Annotated in this window: 21 protein-coding genes; 7 read left to right on the plus strand and 14 right to left on the minus strand. The window is 71.2% G+C overall.

The features are described from left to right. From AC1DXK_RS19465 to AC1DXK_RS19480, 4 genes are all read right to left on the minus strand, one after another. Positions 1–180 (minus strand): transposase (locus tag AC1DXK_RS19465; RefSeq protein ID WP_456684703.1); only part of this gene is annotated, 180 nt, incomplete at its 3' end. A gap of 65 nt (positions 181–245) precedes the next feature. Then, positions 246–833, minus strand: coding sequence for a cytochrome c(L), periplasmic (moxG, locus tag AC1DXK_RS19470; protein WP_457108226.1), 588 nt, complete (start codon positions 831–833; stop codon positions 246–248). 68 nt (positions 834–901) lie between these two features. Further along, complete coding sequence (gene moxJ, locus AC1DXK_RS19475; protein WP_457108227.1) at positions 902–1,810, minus strand: methanol oxidation system protein MoxJ; 909 nt, start codon at positions 1,808–1,810, stop codon at positions 902–904. Positions 1,811–2,003: 193 nt separating this feature from the next. After that, positions 2,004–3,887: a methanol/ethanol family PQQ-dependent dehydrogenase gene (locus tag AC1DXK_RS19480; protein WP_477298723.1), complete on the minus strand. Its 1,884-nt coding sequence runs from the start codon at positions 3,885–3,887 to the stop codon at positions 2,004–2,006. Between the two features lie 368 nt (positions 3,888–4,255). Between AC1DXK_RS19480 and AC1DXK_RS19485 the strand changes: the two genes are divergently transcribed. After that, positions 4,256–5,062 (plus strand): trypsin-like serine peptidase, encoded by an 807-nt coding sequence (locus tag AC1DXK_RS19485; protein WP_457108229.1) that lies wholly within the window; start codon positions 4,256–4,258, stop codon positions 5,060–5,062. Between the two features lie 465 nt (positions 5,063–5,527). On the opposite strand, the gene AC1DXK_RS19490 is transcribed toward AC1DXK_RS19485, so the two are convergent. The 6 genes from AC1DXK_RS19490 to AC1DXK_RS19515 form a co-directional block, all read right to left on the minus strand. Beyond that, positions 5,528–5,764, minus strand: a complete 237-nt coding sequence (locus AC1DXK_RS19490) for a hypothetical protein (RefSeq protein WP_457108230.1) — start codon at positions 5,762–5,764, stop codon at positions 5,528–5,530. Between the two features lie 112 nt (positions 5,765–5,876). Next, the gene (locus tag AC1DXK_RS19495; protein ID WP_457108231.1) at positions 5,877–7,283 is read right to left on the minus strand and encodes a CHASE3 domain-containing protein; all 1,407 of its coding nucleotides are present in this window, start codon (positions 7,281–7,283) and stop codon (positions 5,877–5,879) included. 1 nt (position 7,284) lies between these two features. Next, positions 7,285–8,682, minus strand: a complete 1,398-nt coding sequence (locus AC1DXK_RS19500) for a TAXI family TRAP transporter solute-binding subunit (RefSeq protein WP_457108232.1) — start codon at positions 8,680–8,682, stop codon at positions 7,285–7,287. A 12-nt stretch (positions 8,683–8,694) separates the two neighbouring features. Further along, positions 8,695–9,618, minus strand: a complete 924-nt coding sequence (locus AC1DXK_RS19505; protein WP_457108233.1) for a DMT family transporter — start codon at positions 9,616–9,618, stop codon at positions 8,695–8,697. A gap of 30 nt (positions 9,619–9,648) precedes the next feature. After that, positions 9,649–10,917: an arsenic transporter gene (locus AC1DXK_RS19510; protein WP_457108234.1), complete on the minus strand. Its 1,269-nt coding sequence runs from the start codon at positions 10,915–10,917 to the stop codon at positions 9,649–9,651. A 66-nt stretch (positions 10,918–10,983) separates the two neighbouring features. Continuing rightward, the gene (locus AC1DXK_RS19515; RefSeq protein ID WP_457108235.1) at positions 10,984–12,207 is read right to left on the minus strand and encodes a metallophosphoesterase family protein; all 1,224 of its coding nucleotides are present in this window, start codon (positions 12,205–12,207) and stop codon (positions 10,984–10,986) included. A 724-nt stretch (positions 12,208–12,931) separates the two neighbouring features. Here AC1DXK_RS19515 and AC1DXK_RS19520 point away from each other — a divergent pair. From AC1DXK_RS19520 to AC1DXK_RS19545, 6 genes are all read left to right on the plus strand, one after another. Continuing rightward, complete coding sequence (locus AC1DXK_RS19520) at positions 12,932–13,732, plus strand: MetQ/NlpA family ABC transporter substrate-binding protein (RefSeq protein ID WP_457108236.1); 801 nt, start codon at positions 12,932–12,934, stop codon at positions 13,730–13,732. Beyond that, the gene (locus AC1DXK_RS19525) at positions 13,732–14,907 is read left to right on the plus strand and encodes a methionine ABC transporter ATP-binding protein (protein WP_457108237.1); all 1,176 of its coding nucleotides are present in this window, start codon (positions 13,732–13,734) and stop codon (positions 14,905–14,907) included. The genes AC1DXK_RS19520 and AC1DXK_RS19525 overlap by 1 nt, the downstream gene beginning before the upstream one ends. 90 nt (positions 14,908–14,997) lie before the next feature. Further along, entirely contained in the window at positions 14,998–15,651 is a 654-nt protein-coding gene (locus AC1DXK_RS19530) for a methionine ABC transporter permease (RefSeq protein ID WP_457108238.1), read from the plus strand. 25 nt (positions 15,652–15,676) lie between these two features. After that, entirely contained in the window at positions 15,677–16,921 is a 1,245-nt protein-coding gene (locus tag AC1DXK_RS19535) for an SfnB family sulfur acquisition oxidoreductase (RefSeq protein WP_457108239.1), read from the plus strand. A 10-nt stretch (positions 16,922–16,931) separates the two neighbouring features. Continuing rightward, entirely contained in the window at positions 16,932–18,167 is a 1,236-nt protein-coding gene (locus AC1DXK_RS19540) for an SfnB family sulfur acquisition oxidoreductase (RefSeq protein ID WP_457108240.1), read from the plus strand. Then, positions 18,167–19,546 carry an LLM class flavin-dependent oxidoreductase gene (locus AC1DXK_RS19545; RefSeq protein ID WP_477298730.1) on the plus strand — a complete coding sequence of 460 codons (1,380 nt, stop codon included), beginning with the start codon at positions 18,167–18,169 and terminating at the stop codon, positions 19,544–19,546. The genes AC1DXK_RS19540 and AC1DXK_RS19545 overlap by 1 nt, the downstream gene beginning before the upstream one ends. Here the strand turns inward: AC1DXK_RS19545 and AC1DXK_RS19550 are convergent. The 4 genes from AC1DXK_RS19550 to AC1DXK_RS19565 all read right to left on the minus strand — a co-directional run bounded on the left by AC1DXK_RS19550 (position 19,534) and on the right by AC1DXK_RS19565 (position 24,121). Continuing rightward, on the minus strand, positions 19,534–20,718 hold the full coding sequence (locus AC1DXK_RS19550; RefSeq protein ID WP_457108242.1) for a transporter substrate-binding domain-containing protein: 1,185 nt from the start codon (positions 20,716–20,718) through the stop codon (positions 19,534–19,536). The genes AC1DXK_RS19545 and AC1DXK_RS19550 overlap by 13 nt on opposite strands. A gap of 1 nt (position 20,719) precedes the next feature. Further along, positions 20,720–21,769, minus strand: a complete 1,050-nt coding sequence (locus AC1DXK_RS19555; RefSeq protein WP_457108243.1) for a helix-turn-helix domain-containing protein — start codon at positions 21,767–21,769, stop codon at positions 20,720–20,722. A 499-nt stretch (positions 21,770–22,268) separates the two neighbouring features. Further along, positions 22,269–22,634 carry a response regulator gene (locus tag AC1DXK_RS19560; RefSeq protein WP_457108244.1) on the minus strand — a complete coding sequence of 122 codons (366 nt, stop codon included), beginning with the start codon at positions 22,632–22,634 and terminating at the stop codon, positions 22,269–22,271. Beyond that, the gene (locus AC1DXK_RS19565; protein WP_457108245.1) at positions 22,631–24,121 is read right to left on the minus strand and encodes a sensor histidine kinase; all 1,491 of its coding nucleotides are present in this window, start codon (positions 24,119–24,121) and stop codon (positions 22,631–22,633) included. Before AC1DXK_RS19565 ends, AC1DXK_RS19560 begins: the two co-directional genes overlap by 4 nt. Positions 24,122–24,419 lie beyond the last annotated feature (298 nt).

A 24,419-nucleotide genomic window follows, 5' to 3' on the forward strand; every position in this document is an offset into this window, starting at 1 on the left:
CTGTGCGGCCCGCCACCAAGGACCAAGATCCTCCGGAATGGCCCGCCATTTCGCCCCGTTCTGATGCCGCCAGAGAATGGCCGAGAGTGTGCGTTGCAGGTCCTGCGGTGGCGTCTTGGCCTTCGGACGGCACGCCTCGACCAGCGGCTCCAGCTCAGACCATTGCGCGTCGCTCAGCATCATCCCTCCTGCCTTGGAGAGACGAAAACGCAAGCCCCGCCAGTCCGTTCAGGCGACGACAGGCCCTAGTCCAGCGGCTCGCACTGGCCGGGCACGTCCTTGGCAAAGGTCTCGCCCTCCTTGAAGGGCGTGTAGGTCTTCTTCTGCGCGTCGGTGAGCCACTCGGCATCCTTCACCGGACCCGTGTAGAGATGACGGATCCAGGCGATGACCTGCAGCATCTCGTCGGGATTGAGATCCTCGTTGTGCGGTCCCATCATGCCGTTGGCGCCGCCCCAGAGGGTCGCGAACAGGCCGACATCGGTCGTGTTCGCCGGGTAGGTCCAGTAATCGTCGTTGAGGCCTGGCCCGACCTTGCCCTCGCCGAGATGGCCGTGGCAGCCGGAGCACGAGGTCAGGAACAGGCTCTCGCCGTTGCGCAGGCAGGACTTGTCGTCGATGTAGAGATTCTTGCCGCTCTGGAAGAAGGTCTTGACCGCCTGCGAGTCCCGCCCGCCCGGCTTGCCCTCGGCCGTGTCCATCGCCTCGCCGGTGATGGTGTTGCGGAAGACGATGCCGGTCTGCGGGCCGGACTGGGGCTGGGCGTGGGCCGCGACGGGCATCGCCGCGGCGAGGGTGAGRAGGGCGACGCGGGCCGAACGTACGATGAGCATCTGTTGAGCGGGTCCTGATGTCCTGATCGATGGCCCGGGCGCGCCGGGCCGGTCTCGGCGGGGCGGCCTCAGTTCGAAGCGACGACCGGCACACCGTCCTGCTTGAGGATCGCGGCGATCGCCGGCCGGGCCTTCTCGATCCCGGCGTCGAGGGCCTTGCGGAGGGCCTCGTCGTCCTTGCGCACGCCCATCGACTGGTCGAAGACCTGCGGGACCTTGCGGCCGTCGCTGCCGACCGTGTCGGCCGGGACCAGCGTCATGCGCAGGGGCGTCGGGGACTCCTTGACGTAGCGGGCCACGTCCGGACCGAAGGCGACGCCGACATCGGCCTTGTCGTTGGCGACCTCGCTGACGATGCGGCCCGGGTCGATCTGGGTGTACTGGTTGCGCGGCGAGCGGAAGTTCACCAGCGAGTAGAGGTAGGCCATGTCCTCCTCGTAGCGGCCGATATCCTTGAGCATCGCCTCGCCGGGGGATCCGAACGGCACCACCATGTGGTCGAGGGTCTTGAGCCGCGGGTCGGACCAGGACTTCACGTCGAGATCCTTGTCGGCGCGCGTGATGAAGACGTAGCCGCTCCGGTAGTACGGCCGGGTGGTCAGCACCCGCGGATCGTCGCTGTCGAGGCCGACGACCACGTCGCAGGTCCGCTTCTCCAGGCCGTCGCGGACGAGGTAGATCGCGGGCTTCGGGAGCCAGACGAAGACGGGCTTCTTCCCCATCGCCTCGGCGACGGCGACCGCGACGCGGTTCTCGAGCCCCGAGCCGTCCCTCATCGAGAGCGGCGGCTGCTTCTCGGAGGCGCAGATCCGCAGGGTCGCCGGGTCGGCCGGCGGCGCGGCCGGGGCCTTGCCGGGCTCCGACTGGATGGCCTGGGCCTCGGATTCCTGCGCCGTCGCTGGCCCGGCGGCCAGGGCGGCGAGCGTCAGGACGGCGGCGAAGCGGGCCGCCAGGATGCGGGCGCACGGGCGCGGCATGGACGTTGATCCCTGTTGTCGCAGCGTTTCTTGTGGCGTGTCCTAGAGGGACGCGGCCGAGAGACGGGGCCGGGTTGGCGGGCATCGCGGTGCACCGCCCGTCCGGATCCGTCCCGACCTCCCGCCGGCCGGTAGGCCGGCAGGAGGTCGGCAGGAGGCGGCGGGCCTCGCTGGGAAGCCTACCGCGCAGGCCTCACTTGGCCGCGTGCTGCGCGTACTCGCCGACGTTCGGGTCGTCGTAGGGACCCTTGCCGTCCAGCGAGAACACCATCACGCCACCGCCCATCTGGGTGTAGTTGGCGAGCTTCTTGAAGGCGCCCACCGCACCGAGACCGGCGGTCGGGTCGGCGAGGTCGAACACCAGGCCCACGCCCGGCCAGCCGCCGACGCCGTAGTAGATGGCGACGTACTGCGTGCCCTTGTGGGTGTAGGTGATCGGGTAGCCGATGGCGCCCGACGGCAGCTTGAACTTCCAGAGGAGGTCGCCGTTGTCGGAGTCGCGCGCCTTGATGAAGCCGTCCAGCGTCCCGTAGAGGACGAGGTCGCCGGCGGTGGCGGTGGTGCCGCCCCAGACCGCGAAGCGCTCCATCTTCTCCCAGTTGAACTTGCCCGTGATGGCGTTGTAGCTCTTGATCTGACCGAGGCCCTCGTAGTTCTGACGGTCACCCTTCGGGCCCGGATACATGTTCAGCGTCGCACCGACGAAGAACTGACCCGCCCGGTAGGGCAGCATGAAGGGCTCCCAATCCATGCAGATGTGGTTGATGCCCATGTAGAAGGCTTGCCGCTTCGGGTCGTAGGAATCGTGGCCCTGGTTGTGGTAGCCCATCGCCGAGGGACAGATGTCCTTGGCCAGGTGGTCCATCCGGGTGCCGTATTCCGGATCGCGCACCGGCGTGCCGGTCTTCAGATCCACCGACTTGAACACGTTGACGGTGTCGTCGATCTTGTTGGCCGAGACCAGCGTGCCGTCCGTCCGGTCGAGGGTGTAGACGATGCCGTTGCGGTCCGGGTGGGTGAGGAGCTTCCTCATCGTCCCGTCCTTGTCCTTCTGGTCGGACAGCATCATYACGTTGACGCCGGCATAGTCCCACTCGTCGTGCGGGGTCTTCTGGTAGCCGAACTTCGCCTCGCCGGTGTCGGCGTCGCGGCCGAAGATCGTCATCGTCCACTTGTTGTCGCCGGGACGCATGGTCTCGTTCCACGGCGCCGGGTTGCCGGTGCCGAAGTAGATCAGGTTGGTGCCCGGATCGTAGGCGTACCAGCCCCAGTTGGTGCCGCCGCCGATCTTCCAGGCGTCACCCTCCCAGGTCGCGGTGCCGAGGCCCTTCTGGCCGTAATGGGCGTTGTGGATGTTGAAGTCCTTGGCGAGCAGCAGGTCCTCGTCCGGGCCGGTGGCGTAGGCGCGCCAGACCTGCGCGCCGGTCTTGACGTCGTAGGCGGTCAGGTAGCCGCGCACGCCGAGCTCGGCGCCCGAGGAGCCGATGATCACCTTGTCCTTCACCACGTAGGGGGCGATCGTGAGGGTCGAGCCGACCTTGATGTCGGAGTTCTCGACCTTCCACACCGTCTCGCCGGTCTGTGCGTTGAGGGCGGCGACGTTGCCGTCGAGCTGGGTCTTGAGGATCAGCGCCGGGGTCTTGCCGTCGCCGGGCCAGTAGGCGAGGCCGCGGTTGACGAGATCGCAGCAGGCCACCGAGCGCGCGGCCGGGTTCTGCTTGGGCTTGTCCTGCCACAGGATCTTGCCCGGATCGTCGAGGCCGAGAGCGAAGGTGTTGTTGGGGAACGAGGTGTGGATGTACATGACGCCGTCGACGACGAGCGGCGCGCCCTCGTGGCCGTTGAGCAGGCCGGTGGAGAACGTCCAGGCCGGCTTGAGCTGCTTGACGTTGCTCTTGTTGATCTGCGTCAGCTCGCTGTAGTTGTTCGAGTCGTAGTTCTTACCGGGCATCAACCAGTTCTCGTCGCTCTTCGATTGCTCGACGAGCTTGTCGTTGGCCTGCGCCACGCCCGCCATGGCGACCGGCGCGAGCGCCATGATCGCCATTGCCGAGACGGAATTCCGGAGCCTGATCATCCTGCGTCTCCTCGCCGGACTGCCACGCCGTTTGGCCTCGCAGTCATGGTGGTGTTCATTCGATGGCGACACGTCTTTCGACGGAATATTCGCATTCAGCGTCGCGATGTCTGGATCGTTTCCAGTATTAACTAAGCTTATGAAAGACTTATTATCGTTTTGCGCCAGTTGATTATTCGCACGGCTCGTAATGCGTGTCTTTGCAAAACGAAACATTTCTTTTCGGGATGATCCGGCAATAGGAAGTCGGACATTTGGTAAGATCAATCGAGTCTTGACCGAAGGCGGATGTCCATCCCAGACAGGCGGGAACGATAGGCGGGCGCGCGGGCACGGAACCGTCGGCCGATCCGCGGCGGGAGGACACGATGGGTCTTGTCATGGGCGGTGCGGCCCGCTCTCTGGCGCTGGCCGCCTGCCTCGTGACGCCGGCCCCGGCGGCCGAGACCGACGGGGGACGACGCCTCGCGGCGCTCTACCCGCAGGACGGCCGTCGCGAACTGACCGGGGCGGACCTAGAGCGCTTTCCCGGCGCGGGGATCCTGTGGTGCCGCCGCCCGGACGGGATCCCCCGGAAGGCTGCCGCCGCCTGGCTGATCGGGAGCCCTTCCCTGGTGCTGACGAACGCGCACAATTTCCGCACGCGCCAGCTGGAGGTCACCCGCGCGGTCGCAGACTGTCACTTCCAGATCGCCGGCCGCAACTACGCCTTCGTGCCGGACGTCCTGGAACTCGGCGTCGAGCCGGAGGCAAGGCGCCTGCACATCACCGACGACTGGGCGCTCCTGCGCCTCGCCGAGCCGGCCGGGGCGCGGCCCCAACCGATCCCGGACCCGCCCGATTTTCCGACCGGCGACTTGGCGCTCCCGGTGACGATGGTTTCCCCGGCGAGCCACGAGAACTACCGCGGTCAGAGCAGCCGGGAATCCTGCACCGTACGGCGGATCGATCTGCCGAGCGAAGGCGCGACCCGCCGTGCCCGCCACGATTGCAACGACGGCTACGGCGGGTCGGGCTCGGGCCTGTTCGACGCGAACGGCCGTCTCCTCGCGATGCAGAGCGCGTCGCTGGCGATGAACCTGCGCCACGCCTTCGACATCGAGTTCCACTACGGCTCGGCCCTGCTGATCGAGGGCCGGCTCCGCGAGGCCCTGAAGGCCCGAGCCCGCGAGTAGCCGTTCCGGGCGGATCTCGTCCTCGGGGGCCTCTGCCGGGGTCGACCCTCCGCCGGCTCCGGGGCCGGCTCCGCTGCAACCCGACGTCGCGCCGCCCGCCCGGATGGACAACCACCACGGCAATGACCTCCAGAGGCCCGGCGCGCACGCGGAACCGGCGAGCGGGCGCGCGCCATACCCAAGCGCGCCTCCGGACCCGACGGCACAGCTTCGGTCCCCCAGGGACGGGACCGGCGGCAACCCCGCCGCGGGCTACGAGGCGGCCCAGGCCAAGGCTAGACTTGCCACGCGGCGGATTACATCGCCACGCAGCCGCCCGCCCGCGGAAAGGCCTCCTTGAAGGCTGAGGTCTCCAAGGTCATCAAGGCCCCTGACGCCCCCATCGAACCGGCCGATGCCGGCGCGATCGTGGACTGCTTGGCGGACGCGTGCTGAAGGCCGGATCGGTCGCGGGAGCGGGCTGCGTCAGCGCAGGGCGAGCGCCTGCGCTGCGTGGGTGGCGACGGCCTGCACGACCGGAAGATCGTAGGCGTAGACCCGCCCGGCCAGGATCGCCAGGGCCAGGGTCCAGAACACCGCGCCTCCGACGCGCCGGGCCGTGCGGTCGCCGGCGGCGTCCGGGCAGGCGCGCGCCACGCCCTCGGTGACGGGCTCGCCGAACGGATCGAAGGCCGTCGATTGGTTTTCGGGGGCGCTGCGCATGACGCTGAATGTCGCCCTCGGCCCGCCCCTCCGCAATGGACGCGTCTTTCGAATTTGCTCCCGCGGGGAGACGCTTGTTCTCTCATTCGCGCGCACGACGAACGGGTTCTTCTCAGAGGGCCGTTCCGACCCCCGGATGTGGCGAATCTTCTTCCGGGGGAGGGGGCGCCGCGCGCGGCTCCGGTTCGGCGGGCGTGAGGTAGGCCATGCGCTCCCGGCGGCCGCGCAGGGGCTCGCGGCTGACCTCGCGCCACGCCGCGGCGGCGGCCCCGGCGGCCCGCAGCGCCGCCTCCGAGGCCAGGATCGGGACGCCGTGGACCTTGGTGGCCTGCTCGAGGCGGGCCGCGACGTTGACGGCATCGCCCAGGACCGTGAACTCGTAGCGCGCCGCCTCGCCGATGATGCCGCAGAACACCGCGCCGTAATGGACGCCGACGCCGATGCGCACGGGCTCCGTCGACGCGCCCCTGTCGGTCCAGCGGGCGATCACGGCCACGAGATCCCGGGCGAAGGCGAGGGCGCGAGCGGCGTCGTCGGGCCGGGGTTCCGGCAGCCCAAACACCACCAGGGCGCCGTCGCCGATGAACTTGTCGACCACGCCACCGCGTAGCCGAGCGAGGCGGGTCACCCGCCGCCGGAAGGCCGACAGGAACTCGGAGAGCCGGTGCGGATCCAGGCTCTCGGCCAGGGTGGTGGAGCCACGCATGTCGATGAACACGATGGCCGCCTGCTGCCGACGGCCGGCCTTCAGGCTCCCGTCGTCGTCGGCGAGCCGCAGGACCAGCTCCTGCGGCAGGAACCGCGACAGGCGGTTGCGCCGCGTGGCCTCGCGCAGGGCCGAGGCAGAGAACAGCACGAACAGGACGGCGAGGGCGCCGATCATGATCCAGATCGCCAGGGCGATCCGCGAGACCGCCGTCTGCCGCCGCTCCATCCGGTCCGCCTCGTGCGTCTCCATGCGCCGCACGAGGTCGCGGATCGCGTCCATCACCTGCTTGCCGCGCCCGTCCGCCACGGAGTCGCGGGCGGCCGTGAGGTCGCCCCTGCGGCTCAGCGCGACGCTGGCGCCGAGTTCGTCGAGCTTCTCGCGGATCAGCTCCGCGAGGGCGTCGAGCTGCACCCGCTGCGCGGCGTCGTCCCGCACCAGCGCGCGCAGCCGGTCGAGCTGGCGGTCGACATTCGCGCGGCCCTCCGTGAAGGGCCGCAGGAAGGCCTCGTCGCCGGTGAGCAGGTAGCCGCGCTGGCCGGTCTCGGCGTCCTGCACGGCCGACAGCACCCGGGCGAGGCGCCCGTCCACCGCCACGGTGTGGCGCACGGCATCGGTGCCGCGCTGCTGGTAGACGAAGGCGCCGAGGGCGATGGCGGTCATCACCAGGATCGTGGCGAACCCCACCGTCATCCAGGTCACGGTGCGCGAGCGCAGCGATCGCTGCACCCGCGCCGCGACGCGCGCCCGGACGGGGCCGCCCTCCGGCGCGGGATCGGCCCGGTCCGGCGCCGGGACGGTCGAGACCGCCATGTCAGACCCCGCCCGCGCCGTGGAGCCGCACCGACCGCCCGGTCCGCGCCCCGCCTTCTTCGGCCCGGCTCCGGCAATCCGCGATGCTCGCCCGGGCCGTGTCGATCGCGACCGAGGCCGCCGACATGGTCCGCGGGTCCGGCTCCCGTTCCCGGGCGTAGCGCACCACGTCCATGGCCAGCGCGTCGACCTCGACGGTGAGCGCCTCGATCGCCGCCGGGTCGCGCAGCGCCCGGGCCTGCCGGGCGATCTCCAGGAGACGGTCCATGATCTCGTCGATGCGCTCCCGGCGCAGGCCGGCGAGGCGCTGCCGAATCCAGGCGAGCATCGAGACGAGGCCGCCCGCCAGCGCGCCCAGGAGATAGAGGGTGTCGCCGTAGCGCTCGATGAAGCCGTGCTGGTCGCGCTCGTAATAGTCGATCGCGCCGGGATGGATCGGGATGCGGGCGCTGGTGGCCGCCACGGTCGTGTCGTAGGCCGGGGCCTGGACGTACTCGGCGGCGTCGGTGGCCTGCGCGGCGGCGCTGCGCTTCTCGAACAGCTGCTGGGTCACGTCGGCCGCGACCACCCGGCTCAGGGAAGCCCGGGCCATCAGCCGGTACGAGGCGCCCACCGTCTTCACGTCGTCGGCCGGCAGCTTCGGGCGGCCGCCGAACAGGCCGCCCGGGACGCTCACCGCCTGGAGCCGCGGGAAGCGCTCGATCACGGCGCCGTCGTCCTCCACGGCGACGAACGCCACCTTGCCGCCGCGGGCGACGCCCTGCACGGCCGCCACCAGGGCGAGCGCCTTCGGCGCGGACGGGGCGATGATGCTGACAAAGGCGTCGATCCGCTTCTCGCGGAAGGCGCCGGCCACCGCCTCCTGGTCGACCGGGACCAGGAGGACCGTCGAATCCCGCGCGGGACCGGCCGCCTCCTCCAGGGTGAGGCCGTAATAGCCGAGGATGTTCCGCAGCAGCCAGAGGTCGGCGTCCCGATGCGCCGCGATGCCGAGCCGCCGGCCGGCGAGCTTCGGGAAGCTCGTGATCCCGGCCTGGTCCGGCGAGGCGATGATCATCGCCTGGTCGCGCAGGATCGCCAGGGTCAGCCCGTTCGTCGGCAGCAGCACGTCGGGACGGACCACCGCGAGGTCGGCCCGGCCGTCCTGAAGGGCGGCGGCGCTCTCGCGCACGTCGTCGAAGGCCAGGATCTTCAGCCGAACGTTCTCGTGCGCCGCATCGAGCGCGTCCGCGTAGGCCTTGATCAGGCCGGGCTCGGTGCCGTCGCGGGGGGCGACCGCGATGGTCAGGATCGTCGCCTGGAGCAGCACCCACGCCGCGATCCCGCCCGCGCCCAGGAGGACGGCGCCCGCCAGGAGGAGCAGGTCCCGGCGCAGCAACCAGGCGGGCAGGCTCCCCATCGTGCCTGCGCCTCAGAACAGCGAGATCAGGACGATGCCGGCCACCATCACGGCGGCGCCGATCAGGCGCGGCGCACCGGCCTTGACCCGCTTCATCCCAAACCAGCCGAAATGGTCCAGCGCCACCGAGGTCAGGAGGTTGGCGGTAATCAGCAGGCCGTTGAAGGCCCCGGCCCCGACCTTGTCGACGAAGAGCAGCCCGGCGAACACCGCCACCGCCCCGGTGATCCCGGCGAGCGGCATCCACCAGCGGACGCCCGCGAGATCCTCCCGGGTCGGCAGTGGCGTCGGCCGCAGCAGGAACACCAGCGCGAACACGAACACGACGGGCACGAACGACACCGTCGCGGCGAGCCAGGGATTCTCCAGGGCGCCCCGCAGCTGGGCGTTCCAGACCACGCCGATCGCCATCAGGGCGCCGGCCACGAGGATGAACGGGTAGAGCAGCTTGCCGGACATGCCGTGGCCCTCCCCGCCGTCGCTCTTGCCCCCGGAGCGCGCGATGAAGGTCACGCCGACCGCCATCAGCAGGCCGCCGAGCCAGGGCATCGGCTTGAAGCCCGCGGCCTGCAGGCCGAACAGGCCGAGGGCGTCCATCGCCAGGGAGGTGAGGATGTTGGCGGTGAGCGTCAGGCCGTTGAACGGGCCGGCGCCGACCTTGTCGATGAAGGCGAGGCCGCCGAACACCGCCACCGCGCCGGCCAGGCCCCCGAGCGGCGCGTACCAGGGCATCTTGCTCAAGCTGTCGAGGCTCGGCAGCGGCGTCGGCATCGTGAAGAACAGCGTCGTGAACACGAAGACGATCGGCAGGAACGACACCGTCGCGGCGAGCCACGGGTTGACGAGCCGGCCGCGCAGCTGCGCGTTCATGGCGTTGCCGATCGCCTGCAGCGCGCCCGCCACCAGGATGAAGGGATAGAGGAGGGCAGCCGTCACGCGCGGGGACCTTGGGTTTCCGGGATCGGATCAGACGAGGAGCAGGCCGGCGAGCGCCAGCACCAGGGCCGGCGGCATCACCAGCAGGCCGAGCTTGAGGAAGGTCCAGGCGCCGACATCCTGGCCCTCGCGGCGGATGGCGGTGAGCCAGAGGATGGTCGCCAGCGAGCCCGTCACCGACAGGTTCGGGCCGAGGTCGACGCCGATCAGGATCGCGCCCGCCACCTTCTCGGGCACGTCGGCGGCCTGCACGGCGGCGCCCGCGATCAGGCCGGCCGGCAGGTTGTTGACGAGGTTGCACAGCACCGCGATCAGGCCGCCCGCCCCCCAGGCGGTGGCCTCCGGGGCGGCGTGCGCGTAGCCCTTGAGGAGGTCCGCCAGCATCGCCAGTACCCCGGTCTTCTCCAGGGCCTCCACCAGCACGAACAGGCCGGCCACCAGCGGCAGCACGCTCCACGATACGTCCTTGGCCACCTCGACGAGGCCGCCGCGCTTGAGCAGCAGCACCACGGCGGTGGTGGCGAGCCCCGCCACGAAGGTCGGCAGGCCGAGGTCGAGCCCCAGCGCCGAGGCCCCGATCAGCACGCCGCCGGTGGCCACGATGCCGATCCCCGCGACGAGACCGGTGCGGGAGAGCGACACGGCCTCGACATCGATGGCAACCTCCTGCCCGCGCAGGGTCTTGCCCTGGGTCACGCGCAGCACCGCGTAGGTCGTGGCGATGGCGAGCAGAGAGGGCAGGGCGAACAGGCAGAGCCAGCGCACCAGCGGCGGCATGTGGGCGGCGAAGACCACGAGGTTCGCCGGGTTCGAGATCGGCAGCACGAAGCTCGCCGCGTTGGCGATGAAGGCGCAGATGAACAGGTAGGGGAGGGGGTTCTTCACCTTGGCGGCCTTGGTGGCCGCGTAGACGGCCGGGGTGAGCACCACCGCGCAGGCGTCGTTCGACAGGAACACCGTGACCACGGTGCCGACGAGGTAGACCAGGGTGAACAGCCGTGTCGCCGAGCCCTTGGCGGCCCGCACCGCGATCGAGGCGAGCCAATCGAATAGGCCCTCCTTCCGCGCCACTTCCGACATCAGCATCATGCCGACGAGGAACAGGTAGACGTCGGTCCCCTTCAGCACGCCCTCCCAGGCGGTGGCGGGGGCGAGCAGCCCGAGGGCGACGAGCGCGCCGGCGCCGAGCACGGCCCAGATTGCCTCCGGCCACGAGAACGGCCGCAGGATGACGCCGAGGGTCGCGAGGGCGGCGATCGCCCAGGTGGCGAGATTGGGAGTCAGCGTCAGCGCGCCCATCGGTTCCGGTGGTCCTCTGGTGGGGTGGATCGTGCGGTGCGGTGTGCAGCGTTCGGGTGGGGCCGGCTACCAGTCCCGGCCGTTGCGGTTCGGGCCGAGCTGATCCCCCCGGAGGCCCTTCTCGGGCCACGCGGAGAGCCGGTGCGCGTCGCTGCCGGGGCGGTCGTGGACGGGCGGTGGCGCGAAGTTCAGGCCCACCGGCTCGATCACCTCGGTGTCGGCGTTGCCGGTGCCGTCCGTGACCGTCACGGCGAGACGGCGCGCGCCCTCCCGCCACGGGATCCGGGCGTGGACCGTGCGGGGGCCGTCGGGCACCATCGGGTGGGACGGCCCGCAATCGACCCGCAGGTGGCAGCGCCAGTCGGCCTGCGGCCGGTCCGACAGCACGAGGGCGCGCACCGTGATCGTGCCGTCGGGGGCGTCGAGGGGGGCGGTGGCGAGGCGCCGGTCGGCGGGGCTCGTGACCATCACGAAGGGCCGTGCCCGGTCGAGGGGCTTGAAGCGCCAGCTCGTCGCGGGTCCGTCGATCGCCGCGACCGCGTAGCCGACCGCGCCGTCCTCGTTCTGCCCGACCGAGCGGGCCGCCGCGTAGAGAGTGCGGCCGTCCGGCGCGAGTTCGTTGTAGTGGGTGTGGCCCATCTCCACGAGGCGCACGCCGTGATGGCGGATCAGGCCGGAGAGCGCCTCGCGCTCGTCGGGCACGCGGAGGTCGTCCGGGTAGGTGTGGGCGAAGACCGCGCAGGGCAGTTCCCGGTCGTCGGCTTGGGCCAGCTCCTCGGCGAGCCACGCGAGCTGGCGCGGACCGAGGCGGAAATCGAGGCCGAACCCCTTCTCGCCGTAGCCGGCGCTGATCATGTCGAGGAACAGGCAGCGCACGCCCGCGATGGTCTCGGCGTAGTAGGTCTGCGTCACGGGGGCCGGGTCGCGCGGGCGCGGCAGGTCGTGCCGGCGCGCCGCGTGGCCGCCGCCGCGGGGGCTGGCGGCGATGTCGGCGAACAGGGCGTCGAACGCCGTCATCGTGCCGTATTGGCGGTCGTGATCCCCGGCGATCAGGCGCACCGGCAGGTCCGGGTGCCGGTCCAGGGCCTCGCGCAGGATCGCATATTGCTCCGCCAGCCCGTCCTCGGCGAGGTCGCCGGGCAGATAGGCGAAGTCGAGGAGGCCGTTCCCGTGCAGCCCCGCCACCTCCGCGAGGATCGCCCGCAGGTCGGCGGCATGGGGGTCGGCGGCCCGCTCCAGATGGAGGTCGCCGATATGCGCGAACGCGAACACGCCGTGCCCGCCGATCATGGCGCGCACACGCCGCCGGTGCCGGACGCGGCCGGACGCCTCACGCGCAATCTGCGGTTCCCTGCCGCCATCGTGCCCCCTCCGGACAGACCGGTCCGCCCCCCGGCCGGGAATCGGCCACGGTGGTCGCGACCCGCCCGACGTTTCGGAGACGGCCGAGTTCCGGCCTCGGGACCATGCACGCGGCGGCGGGACCCTACATTTGCGTGATCACCGGCCGAGGCGCGGCCGAAGGGCCTGAAGTGTCGTGAATGCAGACACTTGGTGTCTTCTCCGCCGACAGATCGACCCAGGGCGGCCGAGATTCCCCGCGGCCATCGAGACGCGTCGGGCCGGGTTCGGCACGCGCGGCGGTCCGGGCCGGACCGATCGCGGTCCGGGACGTCGTGGCCCTCGAACCGCACGTCCACGGCGGCGGCGCCCCGCGCAGCCGATCCGGTCCGGAAGCGCCGCGCGCACCGCGCGCAGCATTCGCGTCTCCGTTGCCCGGCTGGATGGAGAGCGTTCATGTCGTGAAAGGACAATCTTTGGAATTACGGAGTGGGTCGATCCGATCTAAATCTGATCGAAGACGATCATCCGGGCAAAACGGTCCCTGCCGATCCCAGGTATAGATCCCGCGTGCCGTGCGGATGCGGATCAATACATCGCGGTCGGCAGCCGGGATTGCCCGTTGCCATCCGAATCCTGCCCGTCCGAGTCCTTCCTGCCTGAGTCCTGCCCGATGAAGTTCCTGCCTCTCCTCGCCGTCGCGGCGCTCGCCCTCGGCACATGGCCGGCCCGGGCGGAGACTCTCCGCATCGGCGTCGTTCCGGGTGCCTACGGCGATGCCGCCACCGTGGCGGCCCAGGAAGCCAAGGCGGAAGGGCTCGACGTCCAGGTCGTCGAGTTCAGCGACTGGACGACGCCGAACGTCGCGCTGGATGCCGGCGACATCGACGTGAACTTCTTCCAGCACCGCCCTTTCATGGAGAACGCGGCCAAGCAGAAGGGCTACGCGTTCGAGGTCGTCGGGCAGGGGATCCTGTCCAATATCGGCCTGTACTCGCTGAAGCATAAGAGCTTCGCCGAGATCCCCGCGGGCGGCTCGGTGGCGATCGCCAACGACCCGGTCAACCAGGGCCGCGGTCTGCTGCTCCTCCGGAAGGCCGGCCTGATCACGCTGAAGGACGGCGTCGGCTTCCTCGGGACCCTCGACGACATCGTCGAGAACCCGAAGACGCTGAGATTCACCGAGGTCGAAGGGCCACAACTCGTACGGATCACCGGCGACGTCGACCTCGCCCTGGGGTACCCGCACTTCATCGTGGCGGCGGGCAGCTTCGATCCGACCAGCGGGCTGATCTATTCCGGCATCGAGGACAGGCGCTTCGCCGTCGGCTTCGTCACCAAGGCATCCCGCAGGGACGACCCGGCCATCCGCAAGTTCGTGACGCTGTTCCAGAACTCGGACGCCGTGAAGCGGCAGATCCGCAAGTCCTTCGCCAACAGCGACAAGCTCTACCTCCTGGCGTGGCAGAACTGATGGTCGGCCTCGTCTTCGACAGCCTGCGCGATCCGGGCAGGCCGGTCACGGCCGGACGGCGGGATCCGGGCGCCGCGGCGACCGCCCAAGCCCCGGCTACTGACCAAGCCCCGGCCGGCGCGCCCGGCCGGGAAGCCGGAACGGTGCGGTTCGAGTCCGTCTCGAAGACTTACCTGTCCGCCGCCGGACCGGTGCAGGCGCTCGACCGGGTCGACCTCGCCATTCCGGCCGGAGCGATCTTCGGCATCATCGGCCGCTCGGGGGCGGGCAAGTCGAGCCTCCTGCGCACGGTCAACCGGCTGGAGACACCGACCTCGGGCCGGGTGCTGGTCGACGGCGCCCCCGTCGACGCCCTCGGCACAGACGGACTCGTCGCCCTGCGCCGGCGGATCGGCATGATCTTCCAGCACTTCAACCTGCTGGCGGCCAAGACCGTGCGGCAGAACGTGGCCCTGCCGCTGAAAGTCGCCGGCGTATCCAGGGCCGAGATCGGCCGCCGGGTCGAGGAGGCGCTGCGCCTCGTCGGTCTGGAGGGCAAGGCCGCCACCTACCCGTCGCGGCTCTCCGGCGGGCAGAAGCAGCGGGTCGGCATCGCCCGGGCGCTCGTGAGCGATCCGGAGATCCTGCTCTGCGACGAGGCGACCTCCGCCCTCGACCCGGAAACGACGCTGGCGATCCTCGACCTGCTGCGGGACATCAACCGGCGGCTCGGCATCACGATCATCCTGATCACCCACGAGATGAGCGTGATCCGCGAGATCTGCAGCGACGTGGTGGTGCTGGAACGGGGCCGGGTGGTGGAGACCGGGCCGGTCTGGCGCGTCTTCGGGGCGCCTGAGCACCCGACCACCCGGGCGCTGCTCGAACCCCTGACCCGCGGCCTGCCGCCGGATCTGTCGGCCCGGCTGCAGCCGCTGCCGACGCCCGGCGGGTCCGCCATCCTGCGCATCGCCTATGCTGGGCAGGGGGCGCCGGATCTCGCCGGCCTCGCGGCGGCGGCGGGCACGCCGGTGCGTCTGCTCCAGGCCGGCATCGAGCGGATCCAGGGCCACGCGGTCGGCCGGATGCTGGTCGCCGTTCCGGGCGCGGATCCGGACGTGGAGGCGCGCCTGCGGGCACTCGGCGGGGCCGTCGAGAGGCTCGGCTACCTCGGCGCGGAATCGGAGGCGGGGTGAGGCGATGAGGGGACGCCGTCACCGCGGAACCCGGCAGACGATCCGCCGCGCGGGCGGTTCCCCCGCGAACCCACCGACCCGGAGCCCCGCATGACCCCGCAGATGATCGACCGCCTCGTACAGGCCTTCCTCGACACCGCGCTCATGGTCGGCGTCTCGGCCGGGATCGCCGTCCTCGCCGGCATTCCCCTGGCGCTGTTCCTGGTGACGTCCGGACCCGGCGGCATCTTCCCGGCGCCGACGGCCAACCGGGTGGTCGGGGCCGTGGTCAACGGCTTCCGGGCCGTGCCGTTCATCGTGCTGCTGGTGGCCCTGATCCCGTTCACCCGGCTGGTGGCCGGCACCACCATCGGTGTCTGGGCGGCGGTCGTGCCTCTCTCGGTGAGCGCCACGCCCTTCTTCGCCCGGATCGCCGAGGTCTCGCTGCGGGAGGTGGATGCCGGCCTGATCGAGGCCGCCCAATCCATCGGCTGCCGACGCCGGCACATCCTGGCCCACGTGCTCCTGCCCGAGGCGCTGCCGGGCATCGTAGCCGGCTTCACCATCACGGTGGTGTCGATGATCGGCGCCTCCGCGATGGCCGGGGCGGTGGGCGCGGGCGGTCTTGGCGACGTCGCCATCCGGTACGGCTACCAGCGCTTCGACACAACCGTGATGATGGTGGTGATCGCGATCCTGATCGTCCTCGTCTGCCTGGTCCAGTTCGCGGGCGACACCGCGGTGCGGCGCCTCCGGGCGCGCTGACGGATTCCTTCGGAGCGATCCCGGCATGTCTCTGCACCTGGACGACCCCGTCGCCGAATCCGCCGGCGACCCGCTGCCCCCGCCGCCGTCGCCTCCGCACCGGATCGGATCCGACGCCGAGGCGATCACGGCCGCCCGCACCGTGGCCCGGATCTTCGCGGCGGGTGCGGCCGAGCGCGACCGCGACCGGCGCCTGCCCTGGGCCGAGATCGCGGCGTTCACGGAAAGCGGCCTCGGCGGCATCACGGTACCGCGCGCCCATGGCGGCGCCGAGGTCTCGTACGCGACCCTCGCGGAGGTCTTCGCGATCCTCGCCGCCGCCGACGGCTCCGCGGCGCAGATCCCCCAGAACCAGGTCGGCGTCCTGGCGCTGGTCGCGGTCGCGGCCAGCCCCGCCCAGCAGGCGCGGATCTACCGCGACGTCCTCGCCGGCCATCGGATCGGCAATGCAGGCCCCGCCCGCAACGGCAAGGCGATCACCCATGTGGAGACGCGGCTGACGTCCGGGCCGGCCGGACCGCGCCTCAGCGGCACCCGCTTCTATTCCACCGGCGCCCTCTTCGCCCACTGGATCCCGACCCGGGCGGTCGGCCCCGACGGAGGGCCGCTGCTGGTCTTCGTGCGCCGGGACGCCCCGGGGGTGCGGGTCGTGGACGACTGGCAGGGCTTCGGCCAGCGCACCACGGCGAGCGGCAGCGTGATATTCGAGGACGCCCCGGTCGATGAGGACCTGACGATCGACCTCGCGCCCCTGGCCGGGCGCCCGGGCCTGTTCGGGCCGGCCTCGCAGCTGATCCACGCGGCGATCGACGCCGGCCTCGCCCGGGGCGCGACCGCCGCCGCCCTCGACTTCCTGCGCACCCGCACGCGGCCCTACCCATTCACCGCCGAGACCGTCGCGGAGGATCCCCACATCCTCGGCGAGGTCGGGCGGCTCACGGTCGACCTGCACGCCGCCGAGGCGGTCCTGGACCGGGCCGGCCGGGTGCTGGACCGGATCGCGGCGGCCCCCGTCACGGCCCAGAGCGCGGCCGAGGCCTCGGTGGCGGTGGCGCAGGCCAAGATCCTCACCACCGAGGCCGCCCTGGACGCCTCCGAGCGGCTGCTCGAACTCGCCGGCGCCTCGGCGACCCGCGCGGGGTACAATCTCGGCCGGTTCTGGCGCGACGCCCGGGTCCACACCCTGCACGACCCCGTGCGCTGGAAGTACCATCTTCTCGGGAACCACGCCCTGAACGGCGTGCTGCCCGCCCGGCACCAGTGGAACTGAGGACCGGGCCATGCCGCTCCAGCCCCACGAAACCGCCTTCACCGAGGTGCCCGCGCCGCCGCGCCCGGTGTCGGTTCTTCCGGACGCCGCCGCGCTGGCCGTCGCCGACCGGCTGGCCGCGGACTTCGCCGAGGCCGCCGTCGCGCGCGACCTCGCGCGGCGCCTGCCGGTCGCCGAGATCGAGCGCTTCACCGAATCCGGCCTCTGGGCGATCACGGTGCCGCAGGAATACGGCGGCCCCGGCCTCGACAGCGCCACGGTCGCCCAGGTGATCGCCCGGATCGCCGCGGCGGACGGCTCGCTGGGCCAGATCCCGCAGAACCATTTCTACGCCCTGGAGGTGCTCCGCAACGGCGGCACCGAGGCCCAGAAGCGCGTCCTCTACGGCCGCGTCCTGGCGGGCGAGCGCTTCGGCAACGCCTTGGCCGAGACCGGCGCGCGGGACCACAGCCGCCGCACACGGCTCGTGCGCGATCCGGCCGGCTGGTTCGTCGAGGGCCGCAAATATTACTGCACCGGCTCGCTCTACGCCCACTGCATCCCGACGCTGGTCAACGCCGACGAGGATGGTTGGGAGGTGGCCTCCCTCGTCTTCATCCCCCAGGACGCGCCCGGCGTCACCCTGGTGGACGATTGGGACGGGTTCGGCCAGCGGGTCACCGGCTCGGGCTCGATCCTGTTCGAGCGCGTCGCCGTGGAGCCCGACTGGGTGGTGCCGTTCCAGGCCTCGCTGGAGCGCCCCACCGCCATCGGTCCCTTCGCGCAGATCCTGCACGCCGGGATCGATCTCGGCATCGGGGCGGGCGCCTTCGCGGCGACGTTGCCTGTCGTGCGGGATCGCGCCCGGCCGTGGATCGATTCCGGCGTCGCCCGGGCGGGCGAGGATCCCCTGACCCTTCACGCGCTGGGCGAAGTGCAGGTGCGCCTCGCGGCCGCCGACGCCCTGCTCGAGCGGGCCGGCCGTTTCGTGGACGCCGCGCAGGCCGCCCCCGATGCCGACAGCGTCGCGGCCGCCTCCGTGGCGGTGGCGGAGGCCCGGGCGGCGAGCCACCGGGCCGGCCTGCTCGCGTCGAGCAAGCTCCTCGAGCTCGGCGGCACCTCCGCGACCGACCGGGCCGAGGCTCTGGACCGCTACTGGCGCAACGTCCGCACCCACACCCTGCACGATCCGGTGCGCTGGAAGTACCACTGGATCGGCGCCTACCAACTCGACGGCCGGCATCCGCCCCGGCACGGAGCGCTCTGATGGCCGCCGCGACGAAGCAGATCCTGCTGAACGCCTTCAACATGACCTGCGTGGGCCACATCAACCACGGCCTCTGGACCCACCCGCGCGACCGCTCGGCCGACTACAACACGCTGTCCTACTGGACCGAGCAGGCCAAGCTCCTGGAGCGCGGCCTGTTCGACGGCCTGTTCATCGCCGACATCATCGGCGTCTACGACGTCTTCGGCGGCGGCATCGACGTCACCGCCCGGGAGGCCGTGCAACTCCCGGTCAACGATCCGACCGTGATGATCTCCGCCATGGCGGCTGTGACCGAACACCTCGGCTTCGGGGTGACGATCAACGTCCACCAGGAGGCGCCCTACACCTTCGCCCGGCGCCTCTCGACCCTCGACCACCTCACCGGCGGCCGGATCGGCTGGAACATCGTCACCGGCTATCTCGACAGCGCCCACCGCGCCCAGGGCGGCGGCACGTTGCCGGCTCATGATCGGCGCTACGACTATGCCGTGGAGTACCTGGAGGTCCTCTACCGGCTCTCGGAGGGCAGCTGGGACGACGCGGCCGTGCGCCGCGACCGGGCGGCCCGGATGTTCAGCGATCCCGCCCATATCCGCACGGTCAGCCACCGGGGCGAGTTCCTCACCGTCGAGGGCTATCACCTGTCGGAGCCGTCGCCCCAGCGCACGCCGGTCCTCTACCAGGCGGGCGCCTCGGGGCGGGGTCGCGCCTTCGCGGGCCGCCACGCCGAGTGCGTGTTCATCTCGGCCCGCGACCCGGCCACCGCCCGCGACTCCGTCCGCGCCATCCGGGCCGAGGCGGTGGCGGCCGGCCGGAATCCCGACGACGTGAAGGTCTTCGTCGGCCTCGCGGTCATCCCTGGACGGACCCGGGCGGAGGCCGAGGCGAAGCGGGACGAGTACCTCTCCTACGCGAGCCCGGAGGCGGGGCTCGCGCATTTCTCCGCCTCCACGGGGATCGACTTCGCCCGCTACGGCCTCGACGAGCCGATACCCTACGCGCCGGGCAACGCCATCCAGTCGGCCACCGCGGCGGCGGCCAAGCGCGGGCTGACGAAGCGCGACCTCCTCGCGGAACTGCAGCTCGGCGGCCGCTACGCGGTGCTCACCGGCGACGCCGTCGCCATCGCCGACGAGCTCCAGGCCTGGATCACGCAGGGCGAGGTCGACGGGTTCAGCCTCAGCAGGATCGTCGTGCCGGAGAGCTTTTCGGACTTCATCGACCTCGTGATCCCGGAGCTGCAGGATCGCAGCCTCTACAAGACCGCCTACGCCGAGGGCTCGCTCCGGTCGAAGCTGTTCGGCCAGGGGGACCGGCTGCCCGCCCGCCACCCGGCCGAGGCCTACCGCCACCCCGGCGCGCCTCAGCGGCCCTGAGCCTCGCCGCTCTCGGAGCCGAACCAGCGGCCGTAGATCTCGTCGTAGCGGCCATCCTCCCGCAGGCCCAGGAGGGCCTGGTTGACGCGCTTGCGCCGGGGATCGCCGGCCGCGAACAGGATGCCGTAGGATTGCCGGTTGAAGGCCGTCCCGATCAGGCGCAGGGCCTCGTGGCCGGGCCGGGTCGCGTAGTAGCTCAGCGCGGGGGCATCGTAGACCAGTGCGGCGACCGTGCCGGCCTGCAGGGCCGCGCAGGCCTCCTCCAGGGTCGCGAAGCCCACCGGCGTGGCGAAATGGTCCGCCAGGTAGGCGACCGACGTGGTGTTGGCGACCGTGCCCACCCGCCTGCCGGGCAGGTCCTGCGGGCCGTTGATCGCGCCGCGCAGGCGCTCCACGGTCGCCGTGCTGGTCAGTCCCGCGGTGAACCACGCGACCAGGGCGATGCAGGTGAACAGCCAGACCACCGTGATGGCCCGCGCGAGGGGGCTGCGCGGCATCTCCTCCGCCTGCGCGGCGAGGCTGCTCAGCGCCCACCAGAGGACGTGCGCGAAACCGTGCGCGGGTCGCGCCCGTGCGGCCATGCCGCCGGGATGGCGCCGTTCGAGCCACCGGACCAGCGTCGCCACCGCGAGGATGAGGCCGGCGAGCCCCAGGAGGACCTGCAGGAAGGCGGCGTCGTGCAGGAGCGCCTGGAGCGCCCGTGCCGTGGCCGAGCCGGTGGCGTCCGGGGCCGCCGGGACGGCGATGCGCAGGCCGGTCTCCAGCATGGTGACGGAGAAGTCGAAAAGCCGTTCTCGCTCCGCGGTGATCGACACCGCCGCGATGGCGAGGTCCGCGCGCCGGTCCGAGATCGCCGCGAACAGCGCCGGCAGGTCGTCGACGCGCACGTACGCCGTCCGGACGCCGAGCTCCCGCGCGATGGCGTTCCAGAGATCGATGCTGAACCCCCGCAGCCGGCCCTCCTCGTCCATGACCAGGGGCGGGACCGGATGCGTCGCGACCCGCCACGTCTCGGGCTCGTTCGTGCGGAGCGCGAGGGGCGCCCGCTCGGATGCCGCTGGACCCATCTCCCGGGTCTCGGCGCGGACCGGTTGCGCGGCGAGGCACAGACAGACGGTCAGGGCGACCGTGGGGCCGACGGCGCGCCGTCGACCGGCGGACGGACGCGGCACGTCAGAGGCTTTCGATCCAGTTGCGCAGGACGGCGCCGGGCGCGTAATCGGGGCTGGCGTCCCGGCGGTTGGGCGCGTCGCTGGGAATGAAGCCGAACCGGCGCTTGAACGCCCGCCGGAAGGTCCGCTCGTCCGAGAAGCCGACCGTGAAGGCGACCTGCGAGACCCGCAGGGGCTTGAGACCGTCGTTGCGCACGAGCATCCGCATCGCCGCCATCAGGCGGCGGTCGCGGACATACGCCACGATGCCGGTCGGGGCGAACAGGCGATACAGGGTCGAGCGCGACAGGCCGAGCCGCGCCGCGATCAGGGCGGGCGTCAGCGTCGGGTTGCCGAGTTCCGCCTCGACGAGGCGGCGGATGCGGATCCGGACGTCTTGGTGCTGAGAAGGGCGTCCCTCCTCCTGACCGCGCAGCCAACTGGCGCAGAGCTGGGTGATCGCCGCCGAGGCCGAAAGGGCCTCGCGCCGGTCGAGGAGGTCGCCGCAGGCGACGACGTTGGCGACGAAATTGTGGACCAGCCGCCCGAACGGGTCGCCGTCATGGTCGAGGGGGCGACCGTGCAGGGCGTCCGGGTGGCAGCCCTGCTTCTCGAGCAACGCCCGCGGGATCACGACGTTCGTGGCATCGACCGCGCCCGCGACGATGCGCACGGGCTGGGCGAGATCGAAGACGATGCACTGCACCTCGCTCACCGGGCGGCCGCCGTGATCGGTCTCCACGAGGCTCTGACCCCGGCGATAGAACTGCAGCAGGATGTGGTCGAGGCCCTGCTGGCTGATCATCTCCTGCGACCGCACGAGGGTGTGTGCCGGCGCCATCACGTCGCCGACGATGAGATCGCCGAGGTGATAGCTGCGCATCGCGATCGGGATGGTGAGATCGGTCTCGGGCCGGAAGCTCACCGCGAAGACGGGGGCGATATGCTCCTGCCACGCCCGGCCGAGGGCCTCCGGATCGCTGGGCGGTTCGAACCGCAGGCAGGCGACCTCGCCGTCTGGAGCATCGCTGCCGGAGGGTGCCGCAGCCGGGCTTCTATCCTCGGAAGACATAAGGAGAGCCTGACACCCGCTGTTGCCGCGACCGATGACGAACGAGGTGCCGGCCCAAGGTGACGCGTGGCAACGCGGTCCGGTCATCCCGCACGTTAGCCGTGTCCACCCCGGCCGTCCCTCTTTCCCCCGCCGACACAGGTGGCTGTACACCGCCCTTTGTCGCGGCGGCGTGCGATTTGGCGCAGGCACAACCGGACCGGATCACCGCCTGTGCGGCATCGGAGACGCCTGACTCGCGAACTCACGGGAGTGTTCCCTGCATCCCGGAAGTGGAAATCGCCATACCGGAATGTTGCGCGCGGTCCGCCTGTGATGGCCACGGCAGGATCTGTTCAATCTGTATTTTATGCCTTCCGTTCAAGTCTTTCGATGGTCATGACGGAGGTCGTTCGATGATTTCGCGCCTGTCGGCGGCGGTGCGGCGCCGATATCCAGGCGGCCGATGTTTCCCGTGAAACATCGTCTTCGATCGGTCGGGGGCCGTCTCGCCGATCTCTCAGCCGAACAGCGTGCGCGCCACGATCTGCGGGTCGATCGGCTTCTGGCAGAGCGCCACGGCACCGTGGAGCGATGGCACCGCGACCGGGTCATAGCCGGTGGCGAACAGGAACGGCACGCCCCGCGCCTGCAGCGCGTCGGCGACGGGATAGACCAGTTCGTCCTGCAGGTTGATGTCGAGGACGGCCGCGTCGATCTCGGCCGTGCGGGCGATCAGCGCCAGCGCCTCGCCCACGCTGGGCACCGGTCCGAGGACCTGGGCGCCGCCCTCCTCGAACCCGGACTTGAGGTCGATGGCGATGAAGTAGTCATCCTCGACCAGCAGGACGCGCCGGCCGGCCAGTGCAGGTAGGGGCGGAGTCATGCGGGGCTGCCTGCGGCCTCTCCGTCGGGGAGCGGGATGTTGATCGAGCAATGTAGCGCCGTGTCGCCCAGTTCGTAGCTGGTCGTCGCCTTGAGCGCGTAGGGCAGGGCGCGCTCGATCAGCTCGCGCCCATAGCCACTGCCGGGAGGCGCGTCCGGCAGGTCCGGTCCGCGGACGAGGCCCTCCTCCACCCATTCGACGTGCAACCGGTTGCCGCCATCGTTCGCCACATAGGTCCGCCACGTCACGCTTAGGCGGCCCTGCGCGGTGGTGAGCGCCCCGTACTTCAAGGCGTTGGTGGCGAGTTCGTGGAGGGCCAGGGCGAAGGTCTGCACCGTCGCCTTGCGCAGCCGCACCACCGGCCCGTGGAGGCGGATGCGCGCCTGCATGGCCGGTGCGTCGAGGGCGGCGAGTTCCGTCTCGATTACGGTCCGGAGGGTGATCGGCTCCTGGTCCGAGCGCGACAGGAGTCCCTGGACCCGCGAGAGGGCGGACAGGCGATCGTTGAACCGCGCCCGGAAGGTCTCGCCCGGGCCGGTCTGGGCCATCGTCTGCTTGGCGATGGCGCGCACGACGCCGAGCAGGTTCCGCGTCCGGTGCTGCAGCTCCGCGACCATGACCTGCTGCCGCTCCTGGAGCTGGCGCAGATCGTCGATGTCGGTGGAGGTGCCGAGCCACTCGACGATGCGGCCCTGCGCGTCGCGGACCGGTGCGGCCCGGGTCTGGAACCAGCAGAAGCGCTGCTCGGCGGCGTTGCTGAGGCGGTGCTCGAAGGAGAGGAGGCCGCGCGTGGGCGCCGCACGCCATGCGGCCTCGGCGACCGCGTAATCGTCCGGATGGACCGCGTCCAGCCAGCCCCAGCCCCGACTCGTCCGCTCGGTCTGCCCGGTATAGGCGTGCCATTGCGGGCTCGACCAGATGCAGGCGCCGTCGATCGCGGCGCGCCAGACCAGCTGGGGGATCCCCTGGGCGAGGGTGCGGAACAGCTCCTCACTGGCCCGCAGGCGGCGCTCCGCCAGCACCCGCTCGGTGCTCTCGACCACGATGGCGATGACCCCGGCCGGCCGGCCTTCCTCGTCGAAGACCGGCGAATAATCGAGGTTCATCCAGACCGACTCGGGACGGCCGTAACGGTGCAGGGTGAGTTCCTGGTCCTTGTACGAGAGTGTGCCGCCCGCCAGGCCGACGCGCATCACGTTGTCATTGAAATCGGCGACCTCGGGCCAGCCCTCGCGCACCTTGGAGCCGAGGAGCCTGGGATGACGCGCCCCCGCGAAGCCCGAATAGGCGTCGTTGTAGATCATGATGCCGTCCTCGCCCCAGAGCAGCACGATCGGCACGGGTGATTGCAGCAGGGTACTGACGGCGAAGATCAGGCTCGGCGGCCAACCCGCCAGGGGTCCGAGGGGTGTCTGTCCCCAGTCGTAGGTCCGGACCAAGTCGGCGAGTTCGCTGCAGCCGCCCGAGAAGATGCAGGCCTCGCTCATGCGGTGATCGACTCACGAAGCCCCAGCCCGGACGCGCAGCGCGCATGGAGCCCGAAGACCGGCCCGGCGGCCACGCGAGGCGGAGGTTACTACAGCGGTCCCGCGCCTTGATAGAGGTGCCCGCGCTCCGCCTTGCCGGATCCGACGGGCGCGGCACGCGAGTGGTCCGGCCGTCGCCGAAGCCGAGGCGCAGCCATGTCCGCGGCCGGCCGGATGCGAGCGGAACCCGAGTCCGGTCTCGCCCGACCCATGCGACCGAATGGCGTTCCCCTGTCCATAGTCTCGCCGTGTTCCGGGC

The organism is Methylobacterium sp. P3_A11, assembly GCF_056403155.1.

Bases quoted from the DNA above. Each gene is read 5' to 3' on its own strand.
- AC1DXK_RS19560 (WP_457108244.1), bottom strand. From the start codon at position 22,634: ATGACTCCGCCCCTACCTGCACTGGCCGGCCGGCGCGTCCTGCTGGTC.
- AC1DXK_RS19520 (WP_457108236.1), top strand. From the start codon at position 12,932: ATGAAGTTCCTGCCTCTCCTCGCCGTCGCGGCGCTCGCCCTCGGCACA.
- AC1DXK_RS19540 (WP_457108240.1), top strand. From the start codon at position 16,932: ATGCCGCTCCAGCCCCACGAAACCGCCTTCACCGAGGTGCCCGCGCCG.
- moxJ (WP_457108227.1), bottom strand. From the start codon at position 1,810: ATGCCGCGCCCGTGCGCCCGCATCCTGGCGGCCCGCTTCGCCGCCGTC.
- AC1DXK_RS19515 (WP_457108235.1), bottom strand. From the start codon at position 12,207: ATGATCGGCGGGCACGGCGTGTTCGCGTTCGCGCATATCGGCGACCTC.
- AC1DXK_RS19495 (WP_457108231.1), bottom strand. From the start codon at position 7,283: ATGGCGGTCTCGACCGTCCCGGCGCCGGACCGGGCCGATCCCGCGCCG.
- AC1DXK_RS19525 (WP_457108237.1), top strand. From the start codon at position 13,732: ATGGTCGGCCTCGTCTTCGACAGCCTGCGCGATCCGGGCAGGCCGGTC.
- AC1DXK_RS19545 (WP_477298730.1), top strand. From the start codon at position 18,167: ATGGCCGCCGCGACGAAGCAGATCCTGCTGAACGCCTTCAACATGACC.
- AC1DXK_RS19485 (WP_457108229.1), top strand. From the start codon at position 4,256: ATGGGTCTTGTCATGGGCGGTGCGGCCCGCTCTCTGGCGCTGGCCGCC.
- AC1DXK_RS19500 (WP_457108232.1), bottom strand. From the start codon at position 8,682: ATGGGGAGCCTGCCCGCCTGGTTGCTGCGCCGGGACCTGCTCCTCCTG.
- AC1DXK_RS19490 (WP_457108230.1), bottom strand. From the start codon at position 5,764: ATGCGCAGCGCCCCCGAAAACCAATCGACGGCCTTCGATCCGTTCGGC.
- AC1DXK_RS19555 (WP_457108243.1), bottom strand. From the start codon at position 21,769: ATGTCTTCCGAGGATAGAAGCCCGGCTGCGGCACCCTCCGGCAGCGAT.
- AC1DXK_RS19510 (WP_457108234.1), bottom strand. From the start codon at position 10,917: ATGGGCGCGCTGACGCTGACTCCCAATCTCGCCACCTGGGCGATCGCC.
- AC1DXK_RS19535 (WP_457108239.1), top strand. From the start codon at position 15,677: ATGTCTCTGCACCTGGACGACCCCGTCGCCGAATCCGCCGGCGACCCG.
- AC1DXK_RS19565 (WP_457108245.1), bottom strand. From the start codon at position 24,121: ATGAGCGAGGCCTGCATCTTCTCGGGCGGCTGCAGCGAACTCGCCGAC.
- AC1DXK_RS19530 (WP_457108238.1), top strand. From the start codon at position 14,998: ATGACCCCGCAGATGATCGACCGCCTCGTACAGGCCTTCCTCGACACC.